Origin of the sequence: Sphingomonas horti, assembly GCF_009753715.1 — a bacterium.
Classification (GTDB): domain Bacteria; phylum Pseudomonadota; class Alphaproteobacteria; order Sphingomonadales; family Sphingomonadaceae; genus Sphingomonas_B; species Sphingomonas_B horti.
The window spans coordinates 65643-81482 of the sequence record NZ_WQMS01000013.1; the positions used below are offsets into that span (position 1 = coordinate 65643).

Below are 15840 nucleotides of genomic sequence, written 5' to 3' on the forward strand. Positions count from 1 at the left end.
GCCAGAGCGGGCCGGGCATGCAACAGGCTTTTCTTGCGCGCGCGCTCGATCCGGCGATAAGCGGCGGCTCCGGACAGGTGGCCGAGTGGTTTAAGGCAGCGGTCTTGAAAACCGCCGTGGGTTCACGCCCACCGTGGGTTCGAATCCCACCCTGTCCGCCAACCGGTGCCTAGTGATTGTCGAGCGGGATGCCGTCACCCAGCTTGTTGTCGATCGTCGGCAGCGCCGGCATGATGATCGTGGACGACGCGGTGACGATGACGATCAGCACGGCGATCGCGCCGGCAGGCTTGCCGCCGACCCAGCCCCGGTTGCGCGCATAGAGCAGCGCGACGATCAGGATCAGCGCGACGAGCGCGATCAGCAGGAAAGGCGCGAAGGGAGAGCCGAACACGGTGGTTACCTCCGATTCGCGTCAAACGATCGAACGAGCGATTGCGATCCCGCGCCTGCGGTTGCGACCCGATCGGCGTCTGCATAGTTGAGACTTCATGATCCGGGTTGCGAGCTACAATATGCGCAAGGCGATCGGGACCGACCGGCGGCGCAATCCGGAGCGGGTGATCGATGTGCTCTGCGAGATCGACGCGCATGTGATCGCGTTGCAGGAAGCCGACCGGCGCTTCGGCGAGCGGCTCAGCGCGCTTCCCGCGCATTTGCTGGAGGAGCACAGCCGCTATCGCCCGGTGCCCCTGCCCCACCGCACCGGCGGGATCGGCTGGCACGGCAATGCGATCCTGGTGCGCGACGACGTCGAGATCACGGCCTGCGAGGCGCTCCACATCCCGGCGCTGGAACCGCGCGGCGCGGTGCTGAGCGAAGTGCGCGTCGGCGGCGACGCGCTGCGCATCGTCGGCATGCACCTCGATCTGTCCGGGCTGTGGCGGCGGCGGCAGAGCCGCGCGATCCTGCATCGCGTCGACCAGGGCGAGCCGCTGCCCACCGTGATGATGGGCGACCTGAACGAATGGACCGCGGGCGGCGGGTGCCTGCGCGATTTCAGCCATCACTTCGCCTTCGCGCCGACCGGCCGCAGCTTTCACGCGCGACGGCCGGTGGCGGCACTCGACCGGATCATGTTCCGCGGGCTCGAGCTGGCCGATTGCGGCGTCCATTGCTCGCCGATGGCGCGCAAGGCCTCGGACCATCTGCCGATCTGGGCCGACTTCGCCTCGACAGGCTGAAAGTTCTCGTCCACGTTCATGCCGATGCGGGAAAAGGAACTGCGGCTGGCGCTGGTCTGCTACGGCGGAATCAGCCTCGCCGTCTATATGCACGGGATCACCAAGGAGGTGTGGCGCCTGGCCCGCGCCAGCCGCGCCTTTCAGGACGGCGAGCCCTGTATGGGCAGCCAGGCGGTCTATCGCCGGCTGCTGGAGCGCATCGAGGCGCATGCGGGAATCCGGCTGACGGTCTTTTCCGACATCGTCGCGGGAGCCAGCGCGGGCGGCATCAACGGCATTTTCCTGGCGCAGGCGATCGCCACCGGTCAGTCGCTCGACCCGCTGACCGACCTGTGGCTCGAAGCCGCCGACGTCGAGCGGCTGATCGACCCCGAAGCGCGCGCGACGCGGCTGTCCAAGCTGTGGGCCATTCCCCTCGCCATGCTGGCCGATCGCGGCGGCGAGGCGATCGAGAGCGTCGACCCGGAAACGCGCGCCGAAGTGCGCCGCAAACTGTCCAGCTTCGTGCGCGCGCGCTGGTTCGAACCGCCGTTCGGCGGCGAGGTGTTCACGGGCCTGCTGCTGGACGCGCTGGACGCGATGGCGGCGAGCGAGGCCGGGCCGCCGCTCCTGCCCGACGAGCAGCCGCTCGACCTCTACGTCACGGTCACGGATTTTCGCGGTCACCCGGAGAGGCTTCGCCTCAACAGTCCGTCAGAAGTCGTTGAAACCGAACACAGACTGACGATCAGTTTCGGCGATCGCGGGGGCCCGGAGCGGGCGCTCGGGGCGGCCGCGGAGCTGGCCTTTGCCGCGCGCGCGACGGCGAGCTTTCCGGGCGCATTCCCGCCCTTCACGGTGCGCGAGCTTGACGCGGTGCTCGCCGCGCGTGCGGTCGAGTGGCCCGGGCGCGACAAATTCCTCGCCCGCGCCCTCCCCCGCCACATGGCCGCGGGGATGGCCGACACGGCGGCGCTGATCGATGGATCGGTGCTGTCGAACGCGCCGTTCCGTCCGGCGATGGACGCGCTGAAGAACCGGTCTGCGCGCCGCGAGATCGACCGGCGCTTCGTCTATATCGATCCCAAGCCCGGCATCCGCAGCATCCGCCTCGGCGGCGCCAGCGGGACCGAGACGCCCGGCTTTTTCCAGGCGATCCTCGGCGCATTGACCGAGATCCCGCGCGAGCAGCCGATCCGCGACAATCTGGAGGCGCTGCAGGGTCGATCGGAGCGAATCGCGCGCATGCGGCGCGTGATCGACGCGCTGAAGGACGAGGTGGAGGAAGCGATCGTCCAGCTGTTCGGCGGTACTTTCTTCCTCGACAGCCCGACCCCGGCGCGAATCGCGGCGTGGCGGGCGAAGGCCCAGACTGAAGCCGCGCGGCGTTCCGGCCCCGCCTATGCCGCATACGGGCATCTGAAGCTCTCCGGCGTGGTCGAGGAGCTTGCCGGCCTGGTTCGCCGCATGACGCCGCGCGGCATCGGGCCGACCCGTACCCAGAGCCGCGAGGCGATCTGGGCGGAGCTGCAGCGCCGCGGGCTCGACCGGGTGAGAGCGGCCGGCGGCGGGGCGACCGCGGCGGTGATCAGCTTCTTTCGCGAGCATGACCTGGGCTTCCGCATCCGGCGCATGCGCTTCCTCGCCCAGCGTCTGGCGGCGATCCAGGAAGCCAATGACGAGCTCGCGCCCGCCTGCGAAGCGTTCGAGCGCTGCATCTATGCGATCCTGGCGCTGTATCTGGAGCGCGAGATGGCGGGCTATTTCGACGGGGTGGTTGCCGCCCTCGCCTGCGCGGTGGTCGAGGAGGCGGGCGCAGCGATCGACGCGATCGGCGCCGCGCGGGACCTGCGGCGAATCGACGAGGAAGCGGACCGGATGCTGGCAGATGCGCTGGCCGAGCTGCCCCGGGTCGAGCGACGCGACCTGCTGTTCGCTTATCTGGGTTTCGCCTTTTACGACCTCGCCACGCTGTCGCTGACCGGGCCCGAAGGCGATGGCGAATTCGATCCGGTAAAGGTCGACCGCATTTCACCCGATGACGCGACCGCGATCCGCGAAGGCGGTGCCGAGGCGACGCTGAAGGGCATCAGATTCAACAGCTTCGGGGCATTCTTCAGCAGGGGATACCGGGAGAATGACTATCTGTGGGGGCGCCTCCATGGCGCCGACCGACTGGTCGACATCGTGCTGTCGACCCTGCCGGCGCACCGGACGCTGCCGCCTGGTGTCGCCGCGGACCTGAAGCATGCCCTGTTCCGCGCGATCCTCGCCGAAGAGGAGCCGCGCCTGACGGCGGTGCCCGGCCTGTTCGAGAAGCTTCGGGCGGAGATCGGCTAGCCTTGCGCTAATCTACGCCCTAAGGTTCGCGGCATGTCGTTCCTGAAGACACTTTTCTGGATCGTGGTGGCGGTGATCGTCGCGCTGTTCTGCTTCAACAATTGGACGGTTGTCGACGTGAACCTGTGGAACGGGCTGATCCTGGAAACCAAGCTGCCGCTGCTGCTCGCCGTGTTCTTCCTGCTCGGCCTGATCCCGCCGCTGCTGCTGTGGCAGGCGACCCGCTACCGGTTGCGACGGCGGATGATGAGCGAAGCCGGGAACGTCGCGGCCGTGCAGCCGAGCGTCGAGCCGCTGCCGCCGGGCCCGATCACGACGATGCCGCCGGGCGGCGCATGAGCGGACCGATTTTCGTCGCGCTCGACACGCCCGACCTGGAACGCGCGAAGACCATTGCCGGGAAGGTCCGCCACCATGTCGGTGGCATCAAGCTGGGGTTGGAATTCTTCGCTGCGAATGGCCGCTCCGGCGTCAAGGAAATGGCGCAGTTGGGCTTGCCGATCTTCCTGGACCTGAAGCTGCACGACATCCCGAACACGGTCGGCAAGGCTGTGCAGGCGCTGCGCGATCTGGAGCCTGCCGTGCTGACCGTCCACGCCGCCGGCGGCCGGGCGATGATGGAGGACGCGAAGGCCGCGGCCCCGTCCGGCACCAAGGTGGTCGCTGTGACAGTGCTGACGAGCCTTGACGGCAGCGACCTGTCGTCGATCGGGCTGGCCGGCGATCCGCACGCGCAGGTCGAGCGGCTGACGGCACTCGCGCGCGAAGCCGGGCTGGATGGTGTCGTGTGCTCCGGCGCCGAGGTGAAGGCAGCGAAGAAGCTGTGGCCCGGCGGGTTCTTCGTAGTGCCTGGCGTGCGGCCGGCGGACGGCGAGGCCGGTGACCAGAAGCGCGTCGTGACGCCGCGCCAGGCACTGAACGACGGCGCGTCGATCCTGGTGGTCGGACGGCCGATCACCGCGGCCGCCGATCCTGACGAAGCCGCGCGGGCGATCGAGGCGACGCTTTAGGGGGCTTTGCGTCGGTCCCGCAAAAGCGGAGCGCCCGCATTCCGGGCGGATCACGGAGTTGAAGTTGCGAGTCGCCACCAAGATCTGCGGCCTGTCCACGCCCGAGACGCTCGACGCGGCGATCGCGGGCGGCGCGAGCCATGTCGGGTTCGTGTTCTTCCCGCAGAGCCCCCGGCACCTGACCTTTGACCTCGCCGCAGGGCTGGCCGCATGCGTGCCTGCGCGGGTCGGACGTGTTGGCGTGTTCGTCGATCCGGACGACGCGCTGCTGGCCAAGGCGATCGAGACCGGACGACTCGATGCGCTGCAGCTGCACAAGGTGCGCGGAGAGCGCGCTGCGGCGATCGCTGCCCGTTTCCGACTGCCGCTATGGATCGCGATCGCCATCAGGACGCGGGCCGATCTTGACCAGGGGCGAGGGTGGAAAGGCATCGCGCAGCGCCTGGTCTATGACGCCAGGACTCCCGCGGGCGCGCTGCCCGGCGGTATGGGCCTGCGCTTCGACTGGAAGCTGCTCGATGGCTTCTCGCACCCGCTGCCCTGGGCGCTGTCCGGAGGGCTCTCCCCCGGGAACGTCGCCGACGCGATCGGGGTGACCGGCGCGCGGATGGTCGACGTGTCGTCGGGCGTCGAGAGTGCGCCGGGGGTGAAGGATGTGGACAAGATCGCCGCCTTCCTCCAAGCGGTCGCGCGGTCATGACCCTCGCCAACTCGCTTCGCACCCAGCCCGACGAGCGCGGGCATTTCGGCCAATTCGGCGGCCGCTACGTCGCCGAGACGCTGATGCCGCTGATCCTGGAGCTGGAGCGCGCCTATCGCGCGGCCAAGGCCGATCCGGCGTTCCAGGCCCAGTTCGACGACCTGCTGGAGCACTATGTCGGGCGGCCGAGCCCGCTCTACTTCGCCGAGCGGCTGACAGAGGCGCTGCGCGACAGCGCGCCGGCTGGGATGGGGCCGAAAGTCTATTTCAAGCGCGACGAGCTGAACCATACCGGCGCGCACAAGATCAACAATTGCATCGGTCAGATCCTGCTCGCGATCCGGATGGGCAAGACGCGGATCATCGCCGAGACCGGCGCGGGCCAGCACGGCGTCGCGACCGCGACGGTGGCGGCGCGCTTCGGCCTGCCCTGCACGATCTACATGGGCGCACGCGACGTCGAGCGGCAGTCGCCCAACGTGTTCCGGATGAAGCTGCTGGGCGCGGAAGTGCGCCCGGTGGAAAGCGGCGCCAAGACGCTCAAGGATGCAATGAACGAGGCGCTGCGCGACTGGGTCGCGAACGTCGACGATACCTTCTACATCATCGGCACGGCGGCGGGCCCCCACCCGTATCCGGAGCTGGTGCGCGACTTCCAATCCGTGATCGGCCGCGAGGCGCGCACGCAGATGCTGGAGCGCGAGGGCCGGCTGCCCGACCTGCTGGTCGCGGCGATCGGCGGCGGGTCCAATGCGATCGGGCTGTTCCACCCGTTCCTGGACGACACTGAGGTGGCGATGCTGGGTGTGGAAGCCGCCGGCCACGGGCTCGATACCGACCAGCATGCAGCGAGCCTGGCGGGCGGGCGCCCCGGTGTGCTCCACGGCAACAGGACGTACCTGCTTCAGGACGAGGATGGGCAGATTTCCGAGGCCCATTCGATCTCAGCCGGGCTCGACTATCCGGGTATCGGGCCGGAGCATAGCTGGCTGCACGAGATCGGGCGCGTCCGGTACGAGAGCGCGACCGATCGCGAGGCGCTGGACGCGTTCCAGCTGCTGTGCCGCACCGAAGGCATCATCCCCGCGCTCGAGCCGTCTCACGCACTCGCAGCGGCGACGCGCAAGTCCAGGGAAATGGAGCAGGACCGGATCATCCTCGCCAATCTGTGCGGGCGCGGCGACAAGGACATCTTCACCGTCGCCGACGCGCTCGGCGTGGCGCTGTGAGCGATCGCCTTTCCGCCCGATTCGCCGCCTGCCGCGCCGACGGACGCGCGGCGCTGGTGACGTTCGTGACCGGCGGCGATCCGTCTCCGGGCGGGACCGGCGCGATACTGGATGCGCTGGTCGAGGGCGGCGCAGACATCATCGAGCTCGGCATGCCGTTCACCGACCCGATGGCGGATGGCCCGGCCATCCAGCGCGCCAACCTGCGGGCGCTCGGCGCTGGGACGACAACGCGCGACCTGCTCGATATCGTGCGAGGCTTTCGGGATCGGCATCCCGACACGCCGCTGGTGCTGATGGGCTATGCCAATCCGATGCTGGCGCGCGGCGCCGGCTGGTTCGCCCGGGAAGCCGCAGCGGCGGGAGCGGACGGCGTGATCTGCGTCGATATTCCGCCCGAGGAGGATGAGGCGCTGGGGCCGGCGCTGCGCGCAGCCCGGCTGCATCCGATCCGGCTGGCCACGCCTACCAGCGACGCGGCGCGGCTGCCGGCGGTGCTCAGAGGCGCCTCGGGATTTCTCTATTATGTCTCGGTCGCCGGGATCACCGGGCTGCAGCAGGCGGCCCAGCACTCGATCGAGTCGGCCGTCGCCCGGCTGCGCGCCGCGACCGATCTGCCGATCGCCGTCGGCTTCGGCATCCGCAGCCCGGAACAGGCAGCAGCGATCGGCCGCGTCGCCGACGGCGTCGTCGTCGGCTCGGCGATCGTCGACCTGGTCGGCAGCGAAGGGGAGAACGCCCCCGCGGCCGTCCGTTCATTCGTTTCCGCGCTGGCCCAGGCCTGCGCCCGTCAGGAGCATGCCGCATGAGTTGGCTCACCCGCGTCCGCAACGCGATCGCGTCGGTCACCCAGAAGGAGACCGCCGAGAATCTCTGGCACAAATGCCCGAGCTGCGGGCAGATGATCTTCACCAAGGAGTATGAGGAGAATCTGTCGGTCTGCCCGAATTGTGACCATCACGGCCGCATCGGCGCGAAGAAGCGCTTCGCCCAGATTTTCGACGGTGGCGAGTACACGCTGCTGACGGCACCGCGCGTGCCGGAGGACCCGCTGAGGTTCCGCGACACAAAGAAGTATACCGACCGGATCAAGGCGGCGCGCGGCGCGACCGGCGAGCCCGATGCGCTGCTGAACGCGCGCGGGACGATCGTCGGGCATCCGGTGGTCGCCGGCGTGCAGGATTTCGCTTTCATGGGCGGGTCGATGGGCGTGGGCGTGGGCGAGGCGTTCGTCGCCGGCATCCGCGCCGCCATCGACGCGCACCTGCCCTATGTCATCTTCACCGCGGCCGGCGGCGCGCGGATGCAGGAAGGCATATTGTCGCTGATGCAGATGCCGCGCTCGACTGCCGCGATCGCCGAGCTGAAGGAAGCGGGGCTGCCCTATATCGTCGTGCTGACCGACCCGACCACCGGCGGCGTGACGGCGAGCTATGCGATGCTGGGCGACATCCAGATCGCCGAGCCGGGCGCGCTGATCGGGTTCGCCGGCCAGCGTGTGATCGAGCAGACCATCCGCGAGAAACTGCCCGAAGGCTTCCAGCGTGCCGAGTATCTGCTGGACCACGGCATGCTCGACATGGTCGTCCCCCGCCGCGAGCTGCGCGAGACGCTGGGCCGGGTGATCGGCTTCCTGATGCCGGAGCAGGTGGCGGCCTGAACCCAGGTGGACTTCGCGCGCTCGTCCGATCCCGCCGTGCAGCGCCAGCTCGACCGGCTGGCGGCGCTGTCGCCCGGGCGCGACATTCTGGGGCTGGAGCGGATCACGGCGCTGCTCGGCCGGCTCCGCAATCCGGAGCGGCGGCTGCCGCCGGTGCTGCATGTGGCAGGCACCAACGGCAAGGGATCGACCTGCGCCTTCCTGCGCGCCGCGATCGAGGCGGCGGGGCTGGTCACGCATGTCTATACCAGCCCGCACCTGGTGCGGTTCAACGAGCGTATCCGGGTCGCGGGCAAGCTGATCGGCGATGCGGCGCTGGCCGGGTTGCTGGAGGAAGCGCTGGACGCGGCGGGCGATCTCGGCGCCAGCTTCTTCGAAGTGACGACGGCGGCGGCGTTCCTGGCTTTCGCGCGGACGCCCGCGGATGCCTGCATCATCGAGGTCGGGCTTGGCGGGCGACTGGATGCGACCAACGTGATCCCGAAGCCGGCCGCATGCGGGATCGCCGCGCTCGGCATCGACCATCAGGCGTTCCTTGGCGACCGGCTCGGGCAGATCGCGGGCGAGAAGGCGGGCATCGCGCGCGCCGGCGTGCCGCTGGTGACGCTTGCCTATCCGCAAGCCGCGGAAGAGAGCATCGAGGCTGTCGTTGCGGCGACCGGCGCGGTCCGGCTGAAGCAAGGCGAGGCGTGGTCGGTCGAGGACGGGACCTATCGCGACCGGTTCGGCGCGGTCGCGCTGCCTGCCCCTGCCCTGCCCGGCGCGCACCAGTGGCTGAATGCCGGACTGGCGGTGGCGATGCTGCGGCACCAGGATGCGATCACGGTACCGGACCGGGCGCTGGCCGCTGGGGTGCGGGATGCCCGTTGGCCGGCGCGGCTGCAACGGCTCGCGCGCGGTCCGCTGGTCGGCGAGCGCGAGGTTTGGCTGGACGGCGGCCACAATGAGTCGGCCGGCGAGGCGCTGGCGGAGGCGTTGCGCGACCGGCCGGAGCCGCATCTGATCCTGGGCATGCTGGCCAACAAGGACGCCGGCGCCTTCCTCCGGCTGCTCGCGCCGGTGGTGCGCTCGGTGAGCGCGGTGCCGGTGGCCAACCATGAGCATCATGCGCCGGAGGACCTTGTCCGGCTGGCGCACGCGCTCGGCCTGGAGGCTCGCGCCTGCACCGACATATCCTGCGCGCTCGAAGCGCTGGGCGAGCCGGTGCTGATCGCCGGCTCGCTGTATCTGGCCGGCACCGTGCTGGCGCTGAACGGCGAGGCGCCTCAGTAGAGCTCCGCCCCGCCCTCCAGCAGCTCGGCATAGCGGTCGAAGCAGCGTTCCGCGCAGCGCATGCGGACCAGGGCGCCTTCGGCGATGAAGCGGGCGCGGCGCGGGTCTTCCGCGACCAGCGGCTTCAGGGCGTTCTCGTTCCAGGTCTCGCTGTGCTTCACGTCGAGATGGCTGTGGAGGTCGTAATAGAGTCGGTCGCGCTGGCCAAAGCCGAGGCGCTTCAGGCCGGCGGCGACATGGACGCAGCGCCACGGCGCCGTCAGCTCCACCACGCCGAGCGCGCCGACCGACAGCCAGGCATAGCGGCGCGTGGTCGCCATGGCGGTCATCGCGTTCGCGAGCGCCAGGCTTTCCCAGACGGTCGTGTCGATCTCGGGCGCGATGCCCATGTTGGCGATCAACTCGCGAAGCAGCAAAGTGTGGATGCCGCGATGCTGGCCGCGGCCCATTTCGTCCCAGTAGTTGCCGGCCAGCTCAAGCTTCGGGCCGAGCGGCAGCTTGACCTGGGTCAGGGCAACCAGGTCGTCGAAACCGGCCTCCCCGGCGGCTTCCTGGGTCAGGAACCAGCGCATCTGCCCTTCGGTAGCGGTCTCGGCGAGCCAGGCGAAAAGCGGATGGTTCTGGCCCGGGCCGCTGTCGTTCAGCGCCTCGAACCAGGCGACGAAGGCATCGGGCTCCTCGGGCACGCCGGCCAAGTCGCCGGCGACCTCGGCCCGGAGCTCGTCAAGAAACGCGCCTTCGAGCCGAAGCATCTGCATGTTCCGGTCGAAGTCGCCGCGCCAATCCGTGTCGGGAAATGCGGGCGCGAGACGCTCGCGGTTCCAATGCGCAAGGGTGCGCTGAAAAGCATTATTGAGGAATTGCGGCGACGCGGCCGCGACGAGTTTGGTTGCCACTTGAGAAATGCTCCAGAAACGGGGCGTGTGTTTCTGAAGAACGAAGCGGCAACGTCTCGGGTTCCCTTTATTCGCTCTGCTCCGGCGAGGCAGGCTCGCGCCCCGCGCTGCCGATCGAGGCGTCGACGAGCCCCGATCGGATCATCCACCAGAAAAGGAGGATGCCCGGCAGCGCCGCGACCGTGGTCAGCAGATAGAAATTCACATAGCCCATCGCCTCGACCAGCGCGCCCGCCGACGTGCCGGTGACGAAGCGCCCGACGATGCTCGCGGCAGCCGAGATCAGCGCATATTGGGCGGCGGTGAAGCGCAGGTCCGTCAACGCCGAGAAATAGGCGACGACAGTGACGCCGCCGATGCCGCTGGCGAAATTCTCGAAGCCGATCGCGCCCGCCATGCCGGCATTGCTGTGCCCGGCCGCGGCGAGCAGCGCGAAGCTGAAATTGGAGACCGCCATCAGGACCAGGCTGACCATCACCGAGCGCTTCAGGCCCATCCGCGCATAGATGACGCCGCCGACGAAGATGCCGATCAGATAGGCCCAGAAGCCGACGCCGACGTCGAAGATCGCAATCTCGTCATTGGTGAAGCCGAGATCGTCGAACAGCAGGCGGACGGTCAGCTGTCCCAGCGTGTCGCCGATCTTGTGGACCAGGATGAACAGTAGGATGATGACGGCGCCCCGCCGGGTCAGGAACTCCACGAAGGGGCGCCAGACCGCTTCCGCCGCGCGCGACAGGCCGGCGCGCCGTTTCGGCTCACGATGACGGGCGGGTTCTCCGACCACGAGCGCGGTGGTCATCGCGGGAAGCGCGAGCGCGGCGCAGACCAGATAGGCGGCTTCCCAACCGCCGCGCGCGGCGATCACGAGGGCAAGCGCGCCCGCCCCGGCCGATCCGATCCGCCAGCCATATTGGCTCATGCCCGAGCCGACGCCGAGCTGGCGCGGCTCAAGGATTTCGATCCGATAGCCGTCGATCACGATGTCGAAGGTCGCCCCCGCAATGCCGACCAGGATCGCGGCTGTCGCGACATTGGCGATGTTCGCAGCGGGATCGGCGAAGGCGAGGTTCGCGACCGCAGCGATGACGAGCACGCCCGTGACCAGCATCCACGACACGCGCTGCCCCAGGCGGCCGAGGATCGGCAGGCGCACCCCGTCGACGATCCAGGCCCAGAGGAATTTGAAATTGTAGGCGAGGAAGACGAGCGCGAATGCGGTCACGGCCTTTTTGTCGATGCCGTTCTGCGCCAGCCGCGTGGTCAGCGTGGCCCCGATCAGCGCGTACGGAAAGCCGGAAGAGACGCCGAGGAAGAAGGACGCGAGCGGCGCCTTTTCCAGATAGGGACGGACCGCGTCCAGCCAGTTCGATTCGCGCATTTCGGTCGCGACTGCCTGCTCAGTCACGCACGTGCTCCGCGCGGCGAAAGGTCACAAAAGGTCGCACTGGCTATGGGCGAAAATTTCCCCCTCCCGTCGCGGGAGGGGAATGGCCGGGCGGCAGAGTGGGCGAACATCATCGGCCCATGCTGGCACAGCTTTATGCGTGTAGGACAGCAAAAAGAGCGGCGGCATGCGAGGATGCCGCCGCTCCTCCCCCTTCAGGCGAGAGCCCGAACCTGCTTGCGGGCGCGAAGCGCGGTGCCGGCCAGGCCGAAGCCGGCGATCATCATCGCCCAGGTCATCGGCTCCGGCACCGGTGCGGTCACGTTCGACGGCGGCGTGAACGCCGGATTCGAATGGCTCGGCGCGACGATCTGGCGGCCGTTCACCCACACGGCGAGCGTGCTCGCGTCGAAATTGCCCTTGAAGCCCGGGCCGAAATAGGGCGCGTAGCCGAACTCGCCGATCTGGAAATCATAGCCGTTGACCTGCAGGTCGCCGGTGCCGCGCGCGTCGTCCATCGTCGAGTGATAGCCGCTGACCGGATCGCGACCGACATCGAAGCTGACCGGCTGAAGATCGGTGTCGAAATCGCCCGCCGAGGTCCAGGTATAGCCGGCCAGCTGATAGGTGACCTTTTTCGGGCCCATATCGCCCATCCGGGCTGCCAACGCCTCGGCGACGGTTTCCACTTCCATATAGGTGAAGGTCGCGGTGATCGTGTCGCCGATCCTGATCGCGGAGGTCGCGGCGGGATCGGTCAGGCCGGTATCGAACGTCGAGGTGACGACGCCTTTCACCTGCGCGACATAAGTCATTGCGCTCGCCGGCACCGAAATCCCCGCCAGCAGCGCAGCTGCGATCACACCCCTGAACATGACGCTACTCCCACGAAACACCCGTGATCCGTGGCGCAGGCGCGGCGAAACGACAAGGCTAATAAAGAGTTAACGGCCCCTGGTGCGGTCGCGTCTCAGCACGATGTAGAGCGCGCCGGGCCCGCCGTGGCGGGGATGCGCGCCGCGCACCGCGGCGATATCGGCCGCATGGCGCGAGGCGGCGAGCCAATCGCCGACCGCCGCGCGAATCGCGCCCCGGCCCGACGCCCGGTCGCGCGGCTTGCCGGTGATCAGCAGCAGGACGCGCACGCCGCGCGCGATCGCGGCCTCCAGCCCCGCATCCAGCGTGCGATAGGCGGTATCGAGGCTGTGGCCGTGAAGATCGACGGCGAGCTCGGGAGAGACGAGGCCGCGCGCGAGGCGGCGATCCCAGCTGCCGTCGAGGGTGTTGGGGGGAGGCGGTGCCGTCGCCCTTTTGTGCTCCGGCGCAGGCCGGAGCGCTGCTTCGGGCTTGCGGTCCGCGTGCCGCAACGCTTCGGCCTTCGCCGGAGCACTGAGATGTGCCGGCGGCCTTTGCAGCTTCTCCAGCGGCTCGACGGTGGCGACGAGGCGCGCCCAGAGGCGGGCTTCCTCAGCGCTTAACGGGCGATCCCCCACCGGCCCCTCCCTGGGCGAGACGGTCGAGCGTGCCGAGCGGGAGCAGCAGCCAGGCATGGCCGCGGGCGAGCATGCCGCCGGCGATCCGCGCCGCATCTTCGCCGGGGCCCCAGAAGGTGTCGAACCGGTTAGGGCCCTTGATCGCGCCGCCGGTATCCTGGGCGACCCACAGGCCGTCCGCCTCCGCATTGTCAACATCGAGGAAGACGGGCGCGCCCAGCGGCGTGAAATTGGGATCCGCGGCCACGGTGCCGCGCGGCGTGACCGGCACGCCGAGCGCGCCGAGCGGCCCGGGCCCGGTCAGCTCGCGGAAGAAGATGTAGCTGCGGTTTTCCTGCATGATCGCCTTGCCCTCCTCTGGATGCGCGTGGAGCCAGGCGATAATCCCCTGCATGCTGGTCTCGCCGGGCCCGAGCAGGCCGCGCTGCTTCATCAGCGCGCCGATGCCGGTATAGGGCCAGCCATTCTGCCCGGCATAGCCGATCCGCATCACGCTGCCGTCCGGGAAGCGCAGCCGGCCGGAGCCCTGGATCTCGAGGAAGAAGAGCGCGACCGGATCGGCCGCCCAGGCGATTTCCAGCCCGCGGCCGGCAAGCGCGCCATCGTCGATCTCGGCCCGGTCGAAATAGGGCATGAACTGGCCGTCGACGCTGCGGCCACGCTGCTTCTGCAGCGGGCAGGTCGCGGGGTCGGGCGGCGGCGCCAGCGGATCGAGCTGCGGCGGGCAGACCGGCAGCTGCTGCTCGACCAGATCGTCGGGCAGCCGGTAGATCGGCACATAGCCGGGCATCGGCTCACGCGAGGCGGCGATCTCCGGCTCGTAATAGCCGGTGACCATCGCGGTCCCCTCGCCCACTTCGGCGGCCTCGAAGGCGGATGTGAAGAACTGGCGCGCGTCGGTTTCGGTGCGCGCGCGGTCGCAGGCGGGCTGCCAGTCCGCGGCGATGCCCGACGGATCAGGGCGGCGCAGCAGCGACGGACAGCTGATCCGGAACGCCGTCAGCGCCCGCGCTGCCTGCTCGTCCGTGATCGGCAGGGACGCGGGGCCGGGGCGCAGGCCGGCGCTGACCGCATTGGCCGGCGGCGTGGGCGTCGGCGACGGCTGCACCGCGGGCGGCGGCGCCACCGGCGGCTTGGGCTTGGGAACGCAGGCTGTGACGAAAGCCAGGACGGCGATGGCCGCCCCGCGCCGCGCGATCACTGGGCCTCGTCGGTTTCGACGAGCAGCCAGTTGGGATCGGAATCCTTCAGGTTCCGGCTGAAGGTCCAGCTGTCGTTGGTCGCGACCGCGTCGGTCAGCGTGCCGGCAACGACATTGCCTTCCGCATCGCGCGTGACGGCGGCGATGTCCGCCACGAAATGGACAGTGAGGAACGCAGTGCGGCCTTCCAGCCGCGCGGCCTCGATTCGCGCGCCCTCGATCGAGACCAGGCGATTGTCGAGCGTGTGGCCGGCTTCCCTGCGGGCCGCGATCGCGGCAGCGAAGGCCTCGCGCACATCGGCGCTGACCAGCCAGGACAGCTCTTCCTCGTCGCCTTTCCAGAAGGCCTCGAGGATCATCCGGTAGGCGGCCTTGGCGCCGTCAAGGAAACGGGCGACGTCGAAGCTCGAATCGGCGGACAGGACCGCGCGGACGCCGCTGGTTGCCCCCGCGTCGATGACCGAATCGGCAGCGTGCGGCGCTTCGCTCACCGGCTCTGCGACCGCGCGAAGCTGGGGCGCGGGCGCAAGCCGCTCCTCCGCCGGCTTGGGCGGCAGCGCCTGCTCATGGCCGCTCCGCTTGCCGAGCACCATGTAGAGCCGCAGCGCCAAAAACGCCGCAACCATCGCGAGCAGAACGATCCCGACCACCAAACCTCCGACAATGAACAGGCGCAACATAGGCGCATGCCCTGCACGTTTCAAATGCTTGGAGCGGGACGTTCGATCCCGGCGCGCGCCCCAAAGCATTGCCGCGCATCGCGGCGGCTGCTAACCGCGCGCACCGAGGGGCTTCAAGGTCCCACTCCAGTTCTAGAAAAGGCTCGAACGAATGACTGAGGAAACCGGCGCCCACGGCGAAGACACGCTTCCGAACGGCGCGGACAACATGCCGCAGGTCGCGATCATTTCCCAATATGTGAAGGATCTGTCGTTCGAGAACCCGAACGCGCCAGCCGTCTATCAGTGGCAGGTGCAGCCGCAGATCGACGTGCAGTTCAACATCGGCATGAACAAGGCCGCCGACGATGTTTATGAAGTCGTGCTGAAGGTCGAGGTGCGCGCGCATGGCGACCAGGGCGTCGCCTTTGCGGTGGAGCTCTCCTATGCTGGCCTGTTCGGCATCCGCAACGTGCCGGAAGAGCAGATTCAGCCCTTCTGCTATGCCGAGGCGCCGCGCCTGGTGTTCCCGTTCGCACGGCGCGTGCTGGCCGACGCGGTGCGCGACGGCGGCTTCCCGCCGCTGCTGCTGGAGCCGATCGACTTCGCCGGCCTCTACATGCAGCAGGCGCAGCAGGCGGCCTCGCTGCAGCAGGGCGAAGCGGCGGGCCAGGCTTAGCTTCGGTCTTTGCAGGTTGAACCCAGACACCGTTCGGCCCCGGACTAGAACCGGGGTTGTCGAAGCCCTCCCTTCCCTTTTCTGCATCTTCGCAAGAAGAAGAAGAAGGGAGGCCTTCGACAAGCTCAGGCCGAACGGGGTGAGTGTGGCC

General features: G+C 68.9%; 17 protein-coding genes and 1 tRNA gene. 11 read left to right on the forward strand and 7 right to left on the reverse strand.

Annotation, left to right across the window (positions count from 1 at the left end; translation table 11 throughout):
- Positions 1-71: 71 nt before the first annotated feature.
- Positions 72-161 (forward strand) — tRNA-Ser (locus tag GON01_RS09875).
- An 8-nt stretch (positions 162-169) separates the two neighbouring features.
- Here the strand turns inward: GON01_RS09875 and GON01_RS09880 are convergent.
- A complete protein-coding gene (locus GON01_RS09880) occupies positions 170-394 on the reverse strand; it encodes a hypothetical protein (RefSeq protein WP_157027218.1) in 225 nt (74 codons plus the stop codon).
- Positions 395-491: 97 nt separating this feature from the next.
- Here GON01_RS09880 and GON01_RS09885 point away from each other — a divergent pair, with 97 nt between their 5' ends.
- The 9 genes from GON01_RS09885 to GON01_RS09920 all read left to right on the forward strand — a co-directional run bounded on the left by GON01_RS09885 (position 492) and on the right by GON01_RS09920 (position 9374).
- A complete protein-coding gene (locus GON01_RS09885; protein WP_157027219.1) occupies positions 492-1184 on the forward strand; it encodes an endonuclease/exonuclease/phosphatase family protein in 693 nt (230 codons plus the stop codon).
- A gap of 24 nt (positions 1185-1208) precedes the next feature.
- Positions 1209-3503 carry a patatin-like protein gene (locus tag GON01_RS09890; RefSeq protein ID WP_157027514.1) on the forward strand — a complete coding sequence of 765 codons (2295 nt, stop codon included), beginning with the start codon at positions 1209-1211 and terminating at the stop codon, positions 3501-3503.
- Between the two features lie 33 nt (positions 3504-3536).
- Positions 3537-3842 carry a hypothetical protein gene (locus tag GON01_RS09895; RefSeq protein WP_157027220.1) on the forward strand — a complete coding sequence of 102 codons (306 nt, stop codon included), beginning with the start codon at positions 3537-3539 and terminating at the stop codon, positions 3840-3842.
- On the forward strand, positions 3839-4513 hold the full coding sequence (gene pyrF / locus GON01_RS09900) for an orotidine-5'-phosphate decarboxylase (protein ID WP_157027221.1): 675 nt from the start codon (positions 3839-3841) through the stop codon (positions 4511-4513). The genes GON01_RS09895 and pyrF overlap by 4 nt, the downstream gene beginning before the upstream one ends.
- Before the next feature lie 64 nt (positions 4514-4577).
- Positions 4578-5213 (forward strand): phosphoribosylanthranilate isomerase, encoded by a 636-nt coding sequence (locus GON01_RS09905; RefSeq protein WP_157027222.1) that lies wholly within the window; start codon positions 4578-4580, stop codon positions 5211-5213.
- A complete protein-coding gene (gene trpB / locus GON01_RS16680; protein WP_181600026.1) occupies positions 5210-6442 on the forward strand; it encodes a tryptophan synthase subunit beta in 1233 nt (410 codons plus the stop codon). The genes GON01_RS09905 and trpB overlap by 4 nt, the downstream gene beginning before the upstream one ends.
- Positions 6439-7251 carry a tryptophan synthase subunit alpha gene (trpA, locus tag GON01_RS09910; RefSeq protein ID WP_181600027.1) on the forward strand — a complete coding sequence of 271 codons (813 nt, stop codon included), beginning with the start codon at positions 6439-6441 and terminating at the stop codon, positions 7249-7251. Before trpB ends, trpA begins: the two co-directional genes overlap by 4 nt.
- A complete protein-coding gene (accD, locus tag GON01_RS09915; RefSeq protein WP_157027224.1) occupies positions 7248-8102 on the forward strand; it encodes an acetyl-CoA carboxylase, carboxyltransferase subunit beta in 855 nt (284 codons plus the stop codon). Before trpA ends, accD begins: the two co-directional genes overlap by 4 nt.
- Before the next feature lie 6 nt (positions 8103-8108).
- Positions 8109-9374 carry a bifunctional folylpolyglutamate synthase/dihydrofolate synthase gene (locus tag GON01_RS09920; protein ID WP_181600028.1) on the forward strand — a complete coding sequence of 422 codons (1266 nt, stop codon included), beginning with the start codon at positions 8109-8111 and terminating at the stop codon, positions 9372-9374.
- On the opposite strand, the gene GON01_RS09925 is transcribed toward GON01_RS09920, so the two are convergent.
- The 6 genes from GON01_RS09925 to GON01_RS09950 all read right to left on the reverse strand — a co-directional run bounded on the left by GON01_RS09925 (position 9368) and on the right by GON01_RS09950 (position 15031).
- Complete coding sequence (locus GON01_RS09925; RefSeq protein ID WP_181600029.1) at positions 9368-10270, reverse strand: iron-containing redox enzyme family protein; 903 nt, start codon at positions 10268-10270, stop codon at positions 9368-9370. The two genes, GON01_RS09920 and GON01_RS09925, sit on opposite strands and share 7 nt — an antisense overlap.
- Positions 10271-10337: 67 nt before the next feature.
- Entirely contained in the window at positions 10338-11651 is a 1314-nt protein-coding gene (locus GON01_RS09930; protein ID WP_157027516.1) for an AmpG family muropeptide MFS transporter, read from the reverse strand.
- Positions 11652-11872: 221 nt separating this feature from the next.
- Positions 11873-12532, reverse strand: coding sequence for a PEPxxWA-CTERM sorting domain-containing protein (locus GON01_RS16980; RefSeq protein ID WP_232328771.1), 660 nt, complete (start codon positions 12530-12532; stop codon positions 11873-11875).
- A gap of 69 nt (positions 12533-12601) precedes the next feature.
- Positions 12602-13150 (reverse strand): Smr/MutS family protein, encoded by a 549-nt coding sequence (locus tag GON01_RS09940; protein ID WP_309503432.1) that lies wholly within the window; start codon positions 13148-13150, stop codon positions 12602-12604.
- Positions 13125-14351, reverse strand: a complete 1227-nt coding sequence (gene mltA / locus GON01_RS09945) for a murein transglycosylase A (RefSeq protein WP_181600030.1) — start codon at positions 14349-14351, stop codon at positions 13125-13127. Before mltA ends, GON01_RS09940 begins: the two co-directional genes overlap by 26 nt.
- Positions 14348-15031: a Tim44/TimA family putative adaptor protein gene (locus tag GON01_RS09950; protein ID WP_157027228.1), complete on the reverse strand. Its 684-nt coding sequence runs from the start codon at positions 15029-15031 to the stop codon at positions 14348-14350. The genes mltA and GON01_RS09950 overlap by 4 nt, the downstream gene beginning before the upstream one ends.
- 151 nt (positions 15032-15182) lie before the next feature.
- On the opposite strand from GON01_RS09950, the gene secB reads away from it, so the two are divergent.
- A complete protein-coding gene (gene secB / locus GON01_RS09955) occupies positions 15183-15689 on the forward strand; it encodes a protein-export chaperone SecB (RefSeq protein ID WP_157027229.1) in 507 nt (168 codons plus the stop codon).
- Positions 15690-15840: the final 151 nt, after the last annotated feature.